Consider the following 15,862-nt stretch of genomic DNA (forward strand, 5'->3'; position numbering starts at 1 on the left):
CTAGAGAGGCTTTTTTATTTAACCTGCCACAACTCTATTTTGTTACCTTCTGGATCCACAAACCATGCGAAAATCCCCATGTCATCCTCACAAGGCTCGCCGACTATTTTACCGCCTCCCTGCTCCACTTGCTTTAAACATTGATAGATATCATCCACGATGAAGTTAATCATAAACTCCCTGTCAGACGGCTCAAAGTAATCCGTATCCTCTTTAAAAGGTCCCCATACCGTACACGCTTTTTCCGGCGCATCTTTTTGTAAAAAATGCGAGCCGCCATAACTCGGGTCAATATTAAAACCCAAAGTATCTTGATACCATTTACCGAGAGCGTCTCTATCCTTTGATTTAAAGAAAACGCCACCAACACCAACGACTTTGCCCATGATTTATTCCTCGCTATCCATCAGGCTTTCTACGGTGTCTTGATCCACACCATTAATCACATTGGTGTAACCTAACTGATTGAGCGTTGCTTTCGCTTTGCCGGCGCGGTTACCACTTCGACAATAAACCACCACAAGATCATCTTTCGCAAAGGACAGCTCAGACGCACGCTCAGCAATTTCGTCATAGGGAATATGAGTTGCGTTTGAGTAGTGTCCGTTGTCGAACTCTTGCTGAGTACGCACATCCATCACCACAGCATTATCTAAACTCGCACCATCCATCACAATAAAATGTGCTTTATAACTGGCCGGATCGATTTTTATGTTAGTCGCTGGGTAAGGTTTTAAGTAACCCAACTGGACAGTCGCTCCATTAATTTTGAGACGATCACTGGCATCACTAGAACCTATCGTCATCACCTTTTGAATAGGCGTATTGTCCAAGGTGTAATTTACCACCACTTCGGCGTTTCCCTGCTGGATACACTGCGCGCCTTTCGGACAGCGAGAGTCTTGTTTTACTCGCTCAAATTCGAACTCCACATCATCGAATAAAACTTTCTCACCAGCCGTTAATGTGAAGTCTCTAGGTAACTCAGAATGCTGCTTTGGTAAGCTATCTGCGCGGCAACCCAGCGCGACAAAAGTGATAACTGAAATGATGAATAAACGCTTTAAAGTCATAAGGTTACTCCTTTAAATATGAATTACTGCATTGTTGACCTTGAGAAGAGAAAAAGCAAGGAATGGCGTCCCCACCAGGACTCGAACCTGGAGCTTAGGCTTAGGAGGCCCATGATTTATCCGGTTAATCGATGGGGACGCAAAAAAGAAATTTCACAATAAAATCAAAGGTATTATAGACACATAGTGAAAAATATAAATGACATCAGTCAATATTGGCAACAAAATGGTCAATCAAAACACGCAACTTAGGCGACATAAATCGATTTTGTGGATACACCGCCCAAATCCCTTCTTCTGGGATTCGATACGACTCTAAAACAGGCACAAGTTGACCATTATCCAAATACTCACGCGTGTAATAATCTGGTAACTGAACCATGCCGATGCCTTGCAAAGCAGCCTGCGCTAAACCAAAGCCACTGTTGTAACGTAAAGTCCCTGAAACTTTGATATTTTTTTCTTTATCACCGACATTAAAACGCCAATAATCAAGCGTGCCTAATAGGCAGTTATGGTTCGCAAGCTCAGACAAAGTGTGAGGCGTACCGAATGTATCAAGGTAGTCAGCAGAAGCACAAACATAGTTGGAGCGACGACTCAGTTTCCGTGCCATCATGCTTGAGTCTTTGAGATCACCGATTCGAATGGCCAAGTCATAACCTTCTTCAAGAATATCAACGCGCTTGTTAGTGAGATAAGCCTCTACCTCAACATCAGGATAATCACGCACAAACTGGTTAATCAGAGGCAAAATTACCTGTTCTCCGTAAGTCACTGTGGCAGTGAGTTTGATTTTACCTTGCGGTTTGCTTTGCAGATTCAACACTTCATCTTCAGCATGCTGCAGCCCATCCAAAACCGCTCGACAATGTTGATAATAAACACTGCCTTCCTGAGTGATGGTTACAGTACGGGTAGTTCGGTATAGCAGTTTAACACCGAGCCGCGACTCTAGTTGGCTTATCTGGCGACTCACTTGTGCTGTTGACAGATCGAGCTTTTCAGCAGCAGCCGTAAAGCTTCCTTCTTCAGCGACAGCCACAAACTCTGAGACACCTTGCCATTTCATATTATTACCCTGCATTGTCACTCCATATTATTACATATATGCAATAGTGATTTAATGAAATCGATATTATCATTATTATGTAAACAAATATAATAAAGTCATTATCCACCATGAAGGAAATCTCATGTCACAAGAATTTATTAAATCAAAAGCCGCAATCGCCTGGGAAGCAGGCAAACCCTTATCCATTGAAGAAGTGGATGTTATGCCACCACAAAAAGGTGAAGTTCTGGTTAGAATCGTCGCAACCGGCGTGTGCCACACAGATGCATTTACACTATCTGGCGATGACCCTGAAGGTGTTTTTCCGAGTATTTTAGGCCACGAGGGTGGCGGTATCGTTGAGCAAGTTGGCGAAGGCGTTACCAGTGTTGAAGTCGGTGATCACGTCATTCCTCTATACACCGCAGAGTGTGGCAAATGCAAGATGTGCACCTCGGGCAAAACAAACCTATGTTCCGCGGTTCGTGAAACTCAAGGCAAAGGCTTAATGCCCGACGGCACCACACGTTTCTATAAAGATGGCCAGCCTATTTATCACTACATGGGCACATCAACGTTTTCCGAATACACGGTATTACCTGAAATATCGCTTGCCAAGGTCAACAAGGAAGCGCCGCTCGAAGAAGTCTGCTTACTTGGCTGTGGTGTCACTACAGGTATGGGCGCAGTGATGAACACAGCGAAAGTTGAAGAAGGCGCTACCGTCGCAATATTCGGTCTTGGTGGCATTGGTTTATCAGCCATTATTGGCGCGACGATGGCCAAGGCATCGCGAATCATTGCCATTGATATTAACGAGAGTAAGTTTGATCTGGCTAAAAAGCTTGGCGCAACCGACTGCATCAACCCAAAAAACTACGACAAGCCGATCCAAGAAGTCATTGTTGAGCTTACTGATGGTGGCGTAGATTACTCATTCGAGTGTATCGGTAACGTTGATGTGATGCGTTCAGCGCTTGAGTGTTGCCACAAAGGCTGGGGTGAATCGATTATTATTGGCGTCGCTGGTGCAGGACAAGAAATCTCAACCCGCCCTTTCCAATTAGTCACAGGTCGCGTCTGGAAAGGCACAGCGTTTGGCGGCGTTAAAGGTCGCTCAGAACTTCCTGACTATGTTGAACGCTATATGAATGGCGAATTTAAATTAAATGACTTCATCACTCATACTATGAAGTTAGAAAAGATTAATGAAGCTTTCGAGTTAATGCATGAAGGCAAAAGTATTCGTAGCGTGATTCATTATTAAGATCATTAAGATCAGTTAAAAGATTCAGGAGTTATCATGACTATTGAAAACTTAAGCTCAAATAAATCGTTTGGTGGCTGGCACAAGCAGTACAAGCACACCTCAACAGCACTTAACTGTGATATGCGGTTTGCGATTTACTTACCACCACAAGCCAACGACTCTAAACCAGCACCAGTATTATACTGGCTATCAGGTTTAACCTGCACCGATGAGAACTTCATGCAAAAAGCTGGTGCGCAGCGAATTGCAGCTGAGTTAGGTATTGCCATTGTTGCGCCAGATACCAGCCCTCGTGGTGATGACATTGCGGATGACAATGCTTACGATTTGGGACAAGGTGCTGGCTTCTACGTCAATGCGACACAAACCCCGTGGGCCAAGCACTATCAAATGTATGATTATATCAATCAAGAGCTGCCTGAACTGGTCAAAAGCACCTTTCCTGTCACAGACCAATGGGCTATTTCTGGTCACTCGATGGGCGGTCACGGCGCACTCATGATGGCGCTGCGTAACTCGGAGCAATACACTTCGGTGTCGGCGTTCAGCCCTATCGTCAACCCAGTTAGTTGTCCATGGGGAGAAAAAGCATTTTCAGCCTACTTAGGTGATGACAAAGCCGACTGGCGTGAATACGACTCAACTGAGCTACTCCGTGAAAGCTCAGCAAAAGTTCCCATGCTTATCGACCAAGGACTAGCGGATAATTTCTTAGCTGAGCAATTAAAGCCACAAAACTTTACTGCCGTTGCTAAGGAAAAGCATTACCCGCTAACCTATCGAGAACATGAAGGCTACGACCATAGCTACTACTTCATCAGCAGCTTTATCGAGGACCACTTCATGTTTCATGCTAAATATTTGAAGTAGTTTCTGACATAAAAAAGCCGCTTAACGCGGCTTCATTTTAATCAACTCTGCTGGACGTAACCTTACTTTTTAAATTCCTATTTAAAAAGTTAAGCATTTTAGTATAGGCTTCTATCCGATTTTCTTCATCCGCAAAACCATGACCTTCATTCGGCTTTACTAAGGAGTCATAAGGGATACCAGCTTCATCAAGCTTTTCAGTTAACACTTCATAATGTTCGATTGGCGTTCTTCTATCACCGGTGCCGTGAATAATTAGAAGTTCTGCTTTAATTTTATCTACAAAATTGACAGGAGAGCGCTCATATGCAAACTCCTCGTTGTTATAGCCCCAAGCGTCATTAAGGAACTCACGCCCACTTTCACGCTCATAAATATCAGAGTATTTAAAAACTTTAATATCATAAGCTCCAGCATAACCAATAGCACACTGATATAAGTCAGGCTCTTTAACCACCCCCATTAATGCTGCATAAGCGCCATAACTTGCTCCTGCGATACATATGCGATCTTTATCAGCGATCCCTTTCTCTACAGCCCAAAGCGTAGCATCTGTTAAATCATCCTGCATTTCCCTGCCCATTTTCTTGTAGTGATCATATTCAAAGCTTCTACCTCGACCACCCGAGCCACGATAATTTACCTGCAGCACTGCATAACCATTATACGCGTAGTAATGCGCCTCAGGATCATAGCTCCAACGATCATATGGACCGTATGGCCCCCCATGTACCAGAACAACCATTGGAAGGTTCTTTTCTTTTCCTTTTGGTAACGTTAAGTAGCCTCTGATTTCTAAGCCATCTCGGGCTTTGAATGTAATTGGATGCCTTAAACCTAACTCCTCAGACTCTATCCAAGGCAACGCTTTCATTTCAAAAGAAAGCTTACTCTTTTTAGCGTCGTATAAATAGAATGTACCTGCATCTTGATCGTTAGAAACTTTCACTATTGAAAATCGATTGTCTCTAGTAGGCTGTCCGATTTCGACAACTTTATCAGGAAAGGCAGTTTCTAAACTGGATTGAATTTTATATGCTTTATTGTCTGTATTGAAGAAGCTGGTCTCTGGGTAATTGGGAAGTCTTTCGACACCGACCACTTGAGGGTTTTCATATTGATAATCGTAAATATAGCCTTCAACATCAGCATCGCCTTCTAGCTTGTGCAACAAGCTCATTTCTTTAGTAGTTAAATCAATAGAATAAATACCAGAACCTTGTTCGCTTCGGTCAGAAAATACCATAAGTTTTGAGTCATTGTCATAAACTTGTATCGGGCTAATCATGCCACTTTCGCGTTTAAACTCCTCAAACTTTTCCCAGTCTCCGTCGGAGTTTTTTAGATACAATACGATTAAGTCGTCATCTTCATCAGCTAGACCGATACTAACATAAGCTTTTTTATCTGAACCAATAAGCAAATTACCGTTCTTTACAGCTCCAGTCTCCAATTTTTTGTATCTGCTTGAATAAATATCAAACTCAAATAATGCTGGATAATTCCTCTCGTACATTATGGCTAAGATTTTTTCCTCATCATCATCTAAAGTGTCTACTACTCTAAAGCCTCTAGGCAACGAGGTGCTTGCACCAGCTTTATTTCGAGGTGGCCAAATTTGATATTTCTTTGTCCCATCGACATCCCCAGCAAAGTAATAACCTGTTCTAGCTGGGAGATCCAGCGGCCCTACTTTCTTGTTCTGGCTAACGATAAGTCTCTTATCTGAGGCCCAGAAAAAATTCCCAGCTTCATAATCTTGAGGGAAGAAAAACCTTTGCTTAATTTCTTTTGTTTTCCTGTCTAATATGTAGACCTCTTTCTTACCTGTAGCCTCGCCCCTTACAGCTAAATACTTACCGTCGGGAGACAAGCGAAGACTATCTGCTTGGCTGTATTTGAAGAAGTCCTCCACAGTCATTTGCGCAATAGAAGCAACTGGAAATAGTACTAACGACAAAAAGAAGGCTTTTAATATTTTCATAACAGTTCCTACTGTATCAATTTGTAGCTTTTATAGTTGTAGTCAAAAAAGCCCTGCTATGGCAGGGCTTTTCTTTGCACCTAAACTTGTAAAGTTTAGAATACGTATGTTGCTTCTAAATAAACCTCTCGGCCAATTCCTGCACCACCATATACAAAGTTGTTATACCATGGGAATGCATTAGGTCCGATAGTCTGATCTCGAGGCGCTCCATTATCGAACAAGTCACGGATAGTTAAACGAGTTCGGAAATCAGAACTCCAGTTATAACTGGTAGTTAAGTTATAACGGAAGTGTGGAGGTACTCGATCATTTAAGGTGCCGTCAAGAACTAAAGGATGACCTGGGTCATAAACTGTCGTAGAACCACGACGAAGCATTGTTAATGCTACGCTAAAATCATCATAGCTATAAGCAGCTGTTGCATTGACGTTAGAGCGAGGCTCCCAACCACCTAGGATTGGGTCATCACGTAACTCAACACCATCAAACTCATGACTTAATAGGTGTGAATAGTTAACCACGAAGTCTAAGCGACCATAGTCGATGTCAAACCCATAAATCAAACGAGCATCTAAAGATTCAACTGACTCTTCTGAAATATTACGAGGCGTAACATTGAAACCGCTGATTTCATCAACATCATCATCAGGGTTATAGACACGAGTAATTAAGTTTGAAACTTGATCACAGCTGATGTCAGATAAGTCTTGAGATGGTCTAGAGCCAGTTACCTGTACAGAACCATTGGTCAAACAGTCAAACTCACGGAACAGTAAAGAGCTTGAAGATAATTGAGCTACGCGATCTTCTAAAGTAACTTTCTGCCAATCAAGTTGGAATGACAAATCATCAGTAATGTCGTAAACAAAACCTGCCCAACGCGTATCACCTGTTTCATCTTTCAAAGGCTCGTTACCAACTTCACCTGGACCTAAACGACGAGCAAATATCTGTGTTCCAGTACAGTCTTCAACTGCATCAAAACTACCAGGCTCACCTAGCCCTTGCCAGCAAGAATATAAGTCAGTCACTGTCGTATAAAAACCAGTACGGCTGTACACTTGAACTAAATCTGGTGCACGGAATGACTCAGAGTAACCACCGCGGAATAAGAAGCTATCTGACGGACGCCACTCGAACTTCACAGATGGAGTTACACGAGTGCCAATCGATGATGAGTCGCTATCATATTTATCAGCACGCGCAGCTATATTAACATCTAGCGTCTCATGCAATGGGATATTCATCTCCATACCAAGTGCGGTACGAGTTCTATCACCCTCACCATCATAACCCGTCAAACCAAGCCAACCAGAGCCAGCAGTATACGGGAATGGAGGTTGTTGAGTAATCAATTCATCAGGAACAAACTTAAGCTCTTGCTTTTCAAACTCAAGGATACCAGCATAAGAAACTGGGCCTGCACTCATCTCCCAAAGGTCACCGCGTAGCATAAACTGCGCGCCGGTTGAAGATGTTTCGTTGCCGTAAGTTTGAGTGCCAAGAGCACTGTTTACTAGGTCACGATTTGAATCATCAACTTGAGCAAACAAGTTATCGAATAAACCGAAAGTTCCGTTGCCTTGGAAAACTGGTGTTGCACCGGCATAGCCTAAGAAATCACCAAAGAAAACATCGATAGCTTCTTGAGCTTTAAAACGAACACGGCTACTTTCTAACTCATACTCACTACGATAAACTGATGCTTCCCACTCATGATCACCGAAATAGCCACGAGCACCGAAAGAAGCATTATAAGAATTGTCTTCGAACTGTGAGTCTAATGAACGTTGCAAATCAGACTCATAGAAGCTTCTCAATACTGTATAGTAATCACCGTTATTTACATTAAAGATACGCTCTTGGATAAAGATGCTGTAACGGTCTACAGAAGATTCACTCGAGTTATATAGTAGTTCACCAAAAAGCTCTACATCTCCTAGGTCATAAGTTCCGTTAGCAAAAACAGACAACTGCTCGCGCTCGTTTCGGAAGTTAGTTAAGGCGATATTGTCACGCCCACACAAATAACCTAAAGATTCTGAGAATAAAAAGCGCTCTGAACCGAAGTTTTCACACTGATTACCTGGATCAACTAATGTGAATGAGTTTCGGTCTAATACGTACGTATCAAAGTTGAGCGTTGGCGCTTCAATATCTGAGTACGGGTAATCATCATTAGAATCATACTTATCGTAATCGCCAGCACTAATAGGATCTGTTTTACGGTATGAAATGCCTACAGAAAAGTTACCATTTTCAGTTACTGTACCTGTAGTCAAATCAACACGATAGTCATTACCTTCCGCTTCAACTGGACGGCCATAAATGACATTTAAAGTAGTTTCGTCAACATTTTGCTTTAAAACGATATTTACAACACCTGCAACAGCATCAGAACCGTAAATTGAAGAACCACCGCCACTCAATACTTCGATTCGCTCGATTGCAGCTTGAGGAATAGCACCAAAGTTTACAGCAGAACTACTGCCCTGATAGGCAGCTGGATAGTTCGCTACTCGACGACCATTGATCAAGGTCAAAGAGTTACCTACACCAAATCCTCGGATGTTAAGTGTGCGGATATCAGGAGTGAAGCCACCTGAAAACTCAGGACCTTCAATTTGAACACCAGTATTAATGGTTAGGTCATTCAATGCATCATATACCGTTGTATGACCCTGCTTCTTCATGTCATCGCCAGTAATAATCAGTACCGGTGACGCACCTTCTGCGTGATTTCTTTTTAAACGCGAACCAACAACTGTAACAGTTTCAGTTTCTTGTACTTGTTCTTCTTGTTCCTCTTCACTTCCCTCTTCTGCAGCATAAGCTGTAGTAGTGAAAGCCAATGAAGCAGAGGCAAAAAGAGCTAACTTTACCGCTTTCGCGATAATATTATGCTTACTCATTGTCAATGTCTCCCCAGTGTATTATTTATATTTGTCGCCAGTCTATTGGCAACCAAGAAATACTAATGGAAATTCGTCCAGTTTGGAAGTCTTTAGTTTAGATTATTTTAATATAGAGGAATTTATACAGCTCTGACTTGCCAAACGACATATGATATTCTAGTTATCCATATCAAAAGCATGAGTTCTATGAGCAAAGTATCGATACTTAAACCTAGGGGCAGTTATTCTGAGATCCCGTTATATTCAGGCCGCGTATCTGCAGGTTTTCCAGGTGTTGTAGACGAACACATGGAAGACTCGCTCAGCCTAGATCAGCTTCTTATACAACACCCAGCCACTACATTTTTCGCCCGTGTTGAGGGAGACTCCATGATCGAGGCGGGTATATTCCAAAATGATATATTGGTCGTTGATCGCTCAGTTTCAGCCAAGGATAATGATATCGTTGTTGCCTTACTCGACAATGAATTCACGGTTAAACGCTTAAAGTCCCAAGGGACACTGAAATTAAAAGCTGAAAACCCAAACTACCCTGATATTGAAGTTACCGGAGAGCATGAACTGGTTATTTGGGGTGTTGTTACAGGGTTAGCAAGGAGCTTGCGCTAGTGATTCAAACTAATGATGTCACTTATGCACTGTGCGATGTTAATAGCTTTTATGTAGCATGCGAGCGCTTATTTCGACCAGACCTTCGAAACAAACCCGTTGTTGTTCTAAGTAACAATGATGGTTGTGCTATCGCTATGTGTGACGTTTCAAAGTCACTCGGTATAAAAATAGGCACACCTTACTTTCAAATTAAACACTTAATAAAGCAATATGATATTGAGTGGTTTTCCTCAAATTACGGCCTTTATGGCGACATTTCTCAACGTTTTAACTGGGTATTGCAACAATTTACTGACAAAGTCGCCCCCTACTCAGTCGATGAGTCTTTTCTTATTTTCCAAGGTATAGCCGATAATCTTGAAACTCACTGCCAACGCTTAAAGCAAACCGTTTGGGACTGGCTGTCATTACCTATCTGTATTGGTCTTGGCCCTACAAAAACATTAGCTAAAGTCGCCAACCACTATGCTAAAAAGCATAAACAGTCAACCAATGGCGTCGTTGATTTACGAAACCAAACTCACCGCCAATGGGCACTAGAACGTTTAGCCGTCGAGGACATATGGGGAGTTGGACGACGTTTATCCCAAAAACTAAAACTTCAAGGCATCCACACCGCTTGGGATCTTCATAACTGTGATTACAAAACATTACAGCGTATGTTTTCAGTCAACATGGAGCGCACAATTCTAGAGTTGCGCGGACAACCTTGCTTCGCATTTAGCGAGCAACCTGAACCCAAGCAATCGATCCTTAATTCCCGCTCATTCGGTAACCCAATATCGAGTAAGCAAGATTTAAAAGAAGCGCTCGCCTATCACACCACTCGCTGCTGTGAGAAATTGCGTAAACAGTCTTCTTTGGCAAATAGTATCCAGTTTTTCTTGCGTACACGCCATGGCGATCACCCAAGTGCGACCTTGTCATTGACCGAGCCAAGCGATGATACCAGTCTATTTTTGAGTGCTATTGAGCAAGGCCTGAATCGAGTATACGACTCATCAGAAGTGTATAAGAAAGCAGGTGTTATGCTTTTTGGTTTAGAGCCGAGCAAAGGGTATCAAAGCGATATCTTTAATCAAACACAGCAGCGACCTGAGTTAATGCAAAGCCTAGACAGCATTAATGCTAAGTACGGGAAAGATGCTATTAAGTTTGGAAGTCTTGGTTTTGATAAACGTTGGGCTATGCGCGCCAATGCTCGCTCGCCACACTACACCACCCAGTGGACTGATATTATCCGCTTAAAGTAGTGAAAAAACTATCACAAAAACTATAGACTAAGATTCTGCAAAGTACTTCATCCGCACCAAACAGCAGCTTTATGCATTAAGTGAGGCTAGATTGCTTCTGCGCGTTGTTTAGGAATTTGATGCCCCATAAGTTGGTAATACAAACCTTCTTTATACCTCCTCAGCTCAGCATGAGTTCCCTGCTGCACAAGAGTGCCTCGGTCTAACACGACAATCCGATCAGCCTTTTCGATCGTCGAGTAGCGATGCGCAATCATGATCGTCGTTCTATTTTTCATTAAATTATCTAAAGCCTGCTGAACCTTCAGCTCACTTGCGGAATCAAGTGCACTGGTCGCTTCATCTAAAATCAATATTTTTGGATCACGTAATAGTGCTCTAGCAATTGTAATTCTTTGCTTTTGTCCTCCTGACAGCTGAACTCCTCTCTCCCCAACCACTGTCTGGTATCCACTGGGGAAACTTTCGATAAAGTCATGAGCAAAAGCCAACTTTGACACATGCACTATGTCATCATAAGTAACCTCATCACTCACCGCTCCGTAAGCGATATTGTCGTAAATTGTACCCGAAAATAAAGAAGGTTCTTGCTCGACGATTGAAACGAAACTTCTCACATGATCAGCACCAATCCGATCAAAAGACTGACCATCAAATAAAACGCTTCCCTCATCGGCACGATAAAAGCCCAAAATTAAACTGGCTATTGTCGACTTCCCGGCCCCGGATGAGCCGATAAGAGCCACTTTTTCACCAGAGTTGATGGACATAGAAAAGTTACTTAGGGCTTTTGTTTCAGGTCTCTCTGGATAAGAGAATGTCACACCCTGAAAGCTTATATTGCCTTCTAGATGAATATCTTTGGTTGGCTTATGCGTTAAACTTGGCTGAGCAGACGGAGAGGATTCAATAATCTCAAAAATCCTATCAGTCGCACCAATGGTTCTCATCCAGTCACTCCAAAAGTCACTAACCGCTCCCGCAGAGCTTGCAACCATTGCTGAGTAAATTACAAAACTGGTAAGCTCACCGACGGTTAAAGCACCTTGTAAGATTTGTGTCGCACCTATCCACAAAGTAATAAGCAAAACAAAGTATGTTAAGAACGAAAAAGTTCCCTGAAAAGTCGCTAAAAACTTGGTGCAGCTTTTTGCAATATCTAAAGCTACGTTAATACTACTTTTATAGTTCGTTTGAGCTGTAGACTGGCGATTAAAGGCATGAACTAACTTGATATTAGAAAAGTTCTCATGAGCAACTTTACTCGCGTCAGCTTGAGATTGCTGAATATTCTTTGAGCGCTCTCTGACGTTTCGCCCTACCCACTTACCTAGGAGCAAACTTACCGGAAGGAAAATTAATAAAACGATGCTCAATATCGGAGATGTTAAAAGCAACATAACAACTCCACCAACACAGACACATAGCGAGCGTAATGAAATTGCCAACCCCATAGTCAAAGTGTCTTGTAAAACTTCTACGTCAGCAGATAGTCGGTTGGTCAACTCACCGATATTATGTTTATCGTAAAATCCGATATTCTGTTTAAGAAGAGCTTTATGCAGTTTTTGTCGAATTCTAGCAACCACCATCAGTCCCGTAGACTCAAACACATAGTAACGTAGAGCTGTGGCTAAAGAATGTACTGTCAGCACAAGCAACATAATACCCGCAAATCCAGCATACCAAGCAGTCGTTCTGGTCACATCCAAGGTATCAATAAAGTGTGAGACAACTTTTGGGTACAGCAGCTGAATCGCTACCGTGACAATCATCACTGTCACGCCAATGATAAGTCTTTTGGCAAAAGGTTTAATCAATTCTAACCGTTTGAGGTGAACACTTTTATTCACGCCTGCGCCTCTGAGTCAATACTGCTAATTTGCTCTACAAAAACTTGCCAATCACTATCCCCTATGGTTCCAAAGCTTTGTAGCTGCCTATCATGGTCAACAAACAAGTAAAATGGCGATGCTAGTGACGGATTGAGCTTTTTGTAATCTTTTCGACTGGTGATAAAAACCCTGTGTAATAAAGAACTATCTTTCAAAAAATGCATTAACCTAGGTTTAGACTCTGTCGAAATTAGTCGAATATCCACTCCTGCCCTTGGAGCATGCGAATCTATATGCTCAATCTCTGGAATTTTTTCCTTGCAAGTAGGACACTTACTAGAAAGAAAGAGTAAAACAACAGGCATACCTTCAGTAGCGACATTGGTCACTTGATTTCCGAGCAAGTTTCTAGCAGAAATCGGAGGCAAGACTTCCCCAATCGGAACTGGGTGAGCATCTTTAACATTAAGCGATGGATTATTAATAATTTTGTAAAGCCCTAACGTCAAATGTAAATTCAGCAGCGTTAGCCCTGCCAAGATTACTAAAGAAAACAGAACAAGAGACTCTGACATTATACTTTTCCTCTAGCAGTTAGAAGCACCATAAAAATGTCATGAGTATGGATAACCACTGTGCTACCAGCGAGAGCAAGGATGACCAGCAAAAATTGGGAGTGCATAGTCAGTGATAATTCAAAGCCACCCATCACTAGATAACAACCAATAAATAAAATTATCAGGGCATTTCTTAATAGGTCAAATACAGAAACAGGTCTATCATCTTCACCAAAGCAACTACACTTAACCCTTGCATTTTGCAGCCAGTGATATGCCAAGAAAGCAGTGAATACGATAAATACCACAAAGCTTACGACCATTGCTAGATAAGTGAACTGGGTTCCGCTGACAGTTGTTAAAGCTAATAAAAACTCTAACACAATGATAAGTGGCGCCACGAACTTACTACCGGGGGCTGAAAAACCGAAAGAGTCTCTCAAATTAGATTTAAAGCGGTGCAAATCTTTTAACTTTCCCCATGCAGCCATGAGTAAAGTAAAAGCAACCAGCCAAGAAACAGTAAACAAAAAGTAACTTAACATCATAGCGATTCAAGCGTGCCCCATTGAGGTAACAATCCATTACCAGGATTGCTCCGTATTTGGCTAGACTCCTTGCTTATTATCAAAGCATCACTGTAGGGTTCATCAATCGATTGTCTAACACCGCCCCCAATAACACTTTGAATAGTGACTGAAATTTCCCAAGCAAGCTGTTCTACATCGTTATTGCTCTGACAGTTTAATCCAAGATCTGACATCTCTTCTTTAGTGATCGCATAATGATGTGAGTGATACTCATACATTAAATGCTCGACGATCTTCGAGCGTACGAGTGGTTCATCACTAGGTAACTGGTAAGATAACAGCTCTTCTGCTATTGCTTGTGTCTCTCTTGCCGTACGATAAAACGCTGTTAACGTAGGTGGAAATATACTATTGCATAATAATGACACTTGCTCAGCATTCGCCTGTTCCGGATCCACTCCAAACCATTCTTCACACATTTGCCCAAACTGTTTAATGTCAAGACACGAAAGTGCTGAATTACCATCACCTACCCCACCGTGTAAATGCGGATCAATAGGAGTAAATATAGCCAAATCACCCGCGATTATTTCGTCGCCCGACAAAGCCAAAATAGTGCCAGACGACTCACAATAATATGGAACAATGAAGTTTACAGTTGACGCATATTTTCTGAGGAGTAGAGCAATTCTTCGGGCGGTATTAACAACCCCTCCTCTGCTGTGTATTAAGACATCAAGCGTGTCAACTTTACCAATAACGTCTAACTGGTTCTTTAGCGCCGGTAATAACTCATTATCTAAGTGAGAAGCCGCCAATATCAATACGCGGCTGTTTCGCAAGCTTTCTATTTTCTTAATATGCTGCAGAACGTAAATACTGCTCATTATCTTCTCTAAAATTCTTAATTAATGTATCTGCAACGGTCTCTAAAATATTGAACTCTGGGATCAACTCCTGAATATATAAAAATTGGCCGTTTGGGTTATTCTCTAAAAAAACATAGTCTTCATCTGGAGTGACGATGATATCCATTGCACTATAGTTTAAGCCATAGCTCTTCACGAACTCCAAACAGCGCTTGTGTATAGAGTCAGGTAAAGCCGTTGCTTCATAGCGTATTTCCGCAGACATGTCGCGTGAGTCTACCTTTGTCCGCTCATCATCTTGGGAATAAAGTTTAGCTGCAAAAACACTATTGCCAACAACCGTCACCCTCAACTCATACTTTTTAGGAATGTACTCTTGGAAGTGACAAGGTATTTCACGAACAGCCTCAAGATTGTTCATTAACTCATCTGTGACAATCGTGGTCGCAAGCCCGGTAGCAATGCAATCGTCATCATCGACTTCAACACTAGCTAAGTCGGGTGTAGATAAGGACTTAAAAATAATATCCCCAGATATTAGACTCTTAAAACGGCGTACCTCTGCGGGGCAGTTAGTGACTAAGGAATGAGGAATGCGAAAACCAAATTGAGTAGCTCTATTGAGCTGCTCACCTTTCCACATTGCGCCTCTAAGGTTTACGGGGTGGCTCATCCAATAACAGTCCAAAGTGTATAACAGACCAAAAAGTGTATGCTCTGTTTCTGTTTTGGCAAAAGCGAGCTCTTGGGGAGCTAGGTCATTGCTTATAAAAGAAAATGGTGCTGGCTTTCTATTCCATACAGCACCGATATCTTCAAAATGAATGATTTGTTTAGATAAAAGGTGCTCAATAGTTACTTCGACCTTCCCTGACACATATAGCTGTTTAAGATGATAATCTTTTGGAAACTTATCCAAATTCAGTCTAAAGAAGGATTGATTTTTCTGCTTTAGTATTGGTTCAATTAAATCAGCATGCAAGTCAAAACTATTAGTTATAATTAGTATCGTTTTCATTATATTCACTAAGTGCCTT

The 15,862-nt window shown here is 42.0% G+C and carries 14 protein-coding genes and 1 tRNA gene; 4 read left to right on the top strand and 11 right to left on the bottom strand.

Annotated elements, in window-relative coordinates; translation table 11 throughout:
* Window positions 1–14: 14 nt before the first annotated feature.
* The 4 genes from KFK88_RS10390 to KFK88_RS10405 all read right to left on the bottom strand — a co-directional run bounded on the left by KFK88_RS10390 (window position 15) and on the right by KFK88_RS10405 (window position 2,145).
* Window positions 15–386, bottom strand: coding sequence for a VOC family protein (locus tag KFK88_RS10390; RefSeq protein ID WP_223579351.1), 372 nt, complete (start codon window positions 384–386; stop codon window positions 15–17).
* A 3-nt stretch (window positions 387–389) separates the two neighbouring features.
* Window positions 390–1,073, bottom strand: coding sequence for a rhodanese-like domain-containing protein (locus KFK88_RS10395; protein ID WP_223579354.1), 684 nt, complete (start codon window positions 1,071–1,073; stop codon window positions 390–392).
* Between the two features lie 63 nt (window positions 1,074–1,136).
* Window positions 1,137–1,212 (bottom strand) — tRNA-Arg (locus KFK88_RS10400).
* 66 nt (window positions 1,213–1,278) lie between these two features.
* Complete coding sequence (locus tag KFK88_RS10405; RefSeq protein WP_345252511.1) at window positions 1,279–2,145, bottom strand: LysR substrate-binding domain-containing protein; 867 nt, start codon at window positions 2,143–2,145, stop codon at window positions 1,279–1,281.
* Between the two features lie 124 nt (window positions 2,146–2,269).
* On the opposite strand from KFK88_RS10405, the gene KFK88_RS10410 reads away from it, so the two are divergent.
* Together KFK88_RS10410 and fghA are read left to right on the top strand one after the other, a co-directional pair.
* The gene (locus KFK88_RS10410; protein ID WP_263296421.1) at window positions 2,270–3,394 is read left to right on the top strand and encodes an S-(hydroxymethyl)glutathione dehydrogenase/class III alcohol dehydrogenase; all 1,125 of its coding nucleotides are present in this window, start codon (window positions 2,270–2,272) and stop codon (window positions 3,392–3,394) included.
* A 36-nt stretch (window positions 3,395–3,430) separates the two neighbouring features.
* Complete coding sequence (gene fghA, locus KFK88_RS10415; protein ID WP_263296422.1) at window positions 3,431–4,267, top strand: S-formylglutathione hydrolase; 837 nt, start codon at window positions 3,431–3,433, stop codon at window positions 4,265–4,267.
* A 37-nt stretch (window positions 4,268–4,304) separates the two neighbouring features.
* On the opposite strand, the gene KFK88_RS10420 is transcribed toward fghA, so the two are convergent.
* Window positions 4,305–6,251 carry an alpha/beta hydrolase family protein gene (locus KFK88_RS10420; protein ID WP_223579360.1) on the bottom strand — a complete coding sequence of 649 codons (1,947 nt, stop codon included), beginning with the start codon at window positions 6,249–6,251 and terminating at the stop codon, window positions 4,305–4,307.
* 95 nt (window positions 6,252–6,346) lie between these two features.
* A complete protein-coding gene (locus KFK88_RS10425) occupies window positions 6,347–9,166 on the bottom strand; it encodes a TonB-dependent receptor plug domain-containing protein (protein ID WP_223579362.1) in 2,820 nt (939 codons plus the stop codon).
* Between the two features lie 189 nt (window positions 9,167–9,355).
* On the opposite strand from KFK88_RS10425, the gene KFK88_RS10430 reads away from it, so the two are divergent.
* Together KFK88_RS10430 and KFK88_RS10435 are read left to right on the top strand one after the other, a co-directional pair.
* Window positions 9,356–9,778: a LexA family protein gene (locus KFK88_RS10430; RefSeq protein WP_223579364.1), complete on the top strand. Its 423-nt coding sequence runs from the start codon at window positions 9,356–9,358 to the stop codon at window positions 9,776–9,778.
* On the top strand, window positions 9,778–11,034 hold the full coding sequence (locus KFK88_RS10435; RefSeq protein WP_223579365.1) for a Y-family DNA polymerase: 1,257 nt from the start codon (window positions 9,778–9,780) through the stop codon (window positions 11,032–11,034). Before KFK88_RS10430 ends, KFK88_RS10435 begins: the two co-directional genes overlap by 1 nt.
* Before the next feature lie 86 nt (window positions 11,035–11,120).
* Here KFK88_RS10435 and KFK88_RS10440 read toward each other — a convergent pair whose 3' ends face one another.
* Genes KFK88_RS10440 through KFK88_RS10460 form a run of 5 tightly spaced genes read right to left on the bottom strand, consistent with a single transcriptional unit; the run spans window position 11,121 to window position 15,843 of the window.
* Window positions 11,121–12,887 (bottom strand): ABC transporter ATP-binding protein, encoded by a 1,767-nt coding sequence (locus KFK88_RS10440; protein ID WP_223579367.1) that lies wholly within the window; start codon window positions 12,885–12,887, stop codon window positions 11,121–11,123.
* Window positions 12,884–13,444 carry a TlpA family protein disulfide reductase gene (locus tag KFK88_RS10445; RefSeq protein WP_223579369.1) on the bottom strand — a complete coding sequence of 187 codons (561 nt, stop codon included), beginning with the start codon at window positions 13,442–13,444 and terminating at the stop codon, window positions 12,884–12,886. The genes KFK88_RS10440 and KFK88_RS10445 overlap by 4 nt, the downstream gene beginning before the upstream one ends.
* The gene (locus KFK88_RS10450) at window positions 13,444–13,974 is read right to left on the bottom strand and encodes a MauE/DoxX family redox-associated membrane protein (protein ID WP_223579370.1); all 531 of its coding nucleotides are present in this window, start codon (window positions 13,972–13,974) and stop codon (window positions 13,444–13,446) included. The genes KFK88_RS10445 and KFK88_RS10450 overlap by 1 nt, the downstream gene beginning before the upstream one ends.
* Window positions 13,971–14,843, bottom strand: coding sequence for an SDH family Clp fold serine proteinase (locus tag KFK88_RS10455; protein ID WP_223579371.1), 873 nt, complete (start codon window positions 14,841–14,843; stop codon window positions 13,971–13,973). Before KFK88_RS10455 ends, KFK88_RS10450 begins: the two co-directional genes overlap by 4 nt.
* On the bottom strand, window positions 14,812–15,843 hold the full coding sequence (locus KFK88_RS10460) for an MvdC/MvdD family ATP grasp protein (protein ID WP_223579372.1): 1,032 nt from the start codon (window positions 15,841–15,843) through the stop codon (window positions 14,812–14,814). Before KFK88_RS10460 ends, KFK88_RS10455 begins: the two co-directional genes overlap by 32 nt.
* Between the last annotated feature and the right edge of the window lie 19 nt (window positions 15,844–15,862).

This window comes from Kangiella taiwanensis, from assembly GCF_020005165.1.
Lineage (GTDB): Bacteria > Pseudomonadota > Gammaproteobacteria > Enterobacterales > Kangiellaceae > Kangiella > Kangiella taiwanensis.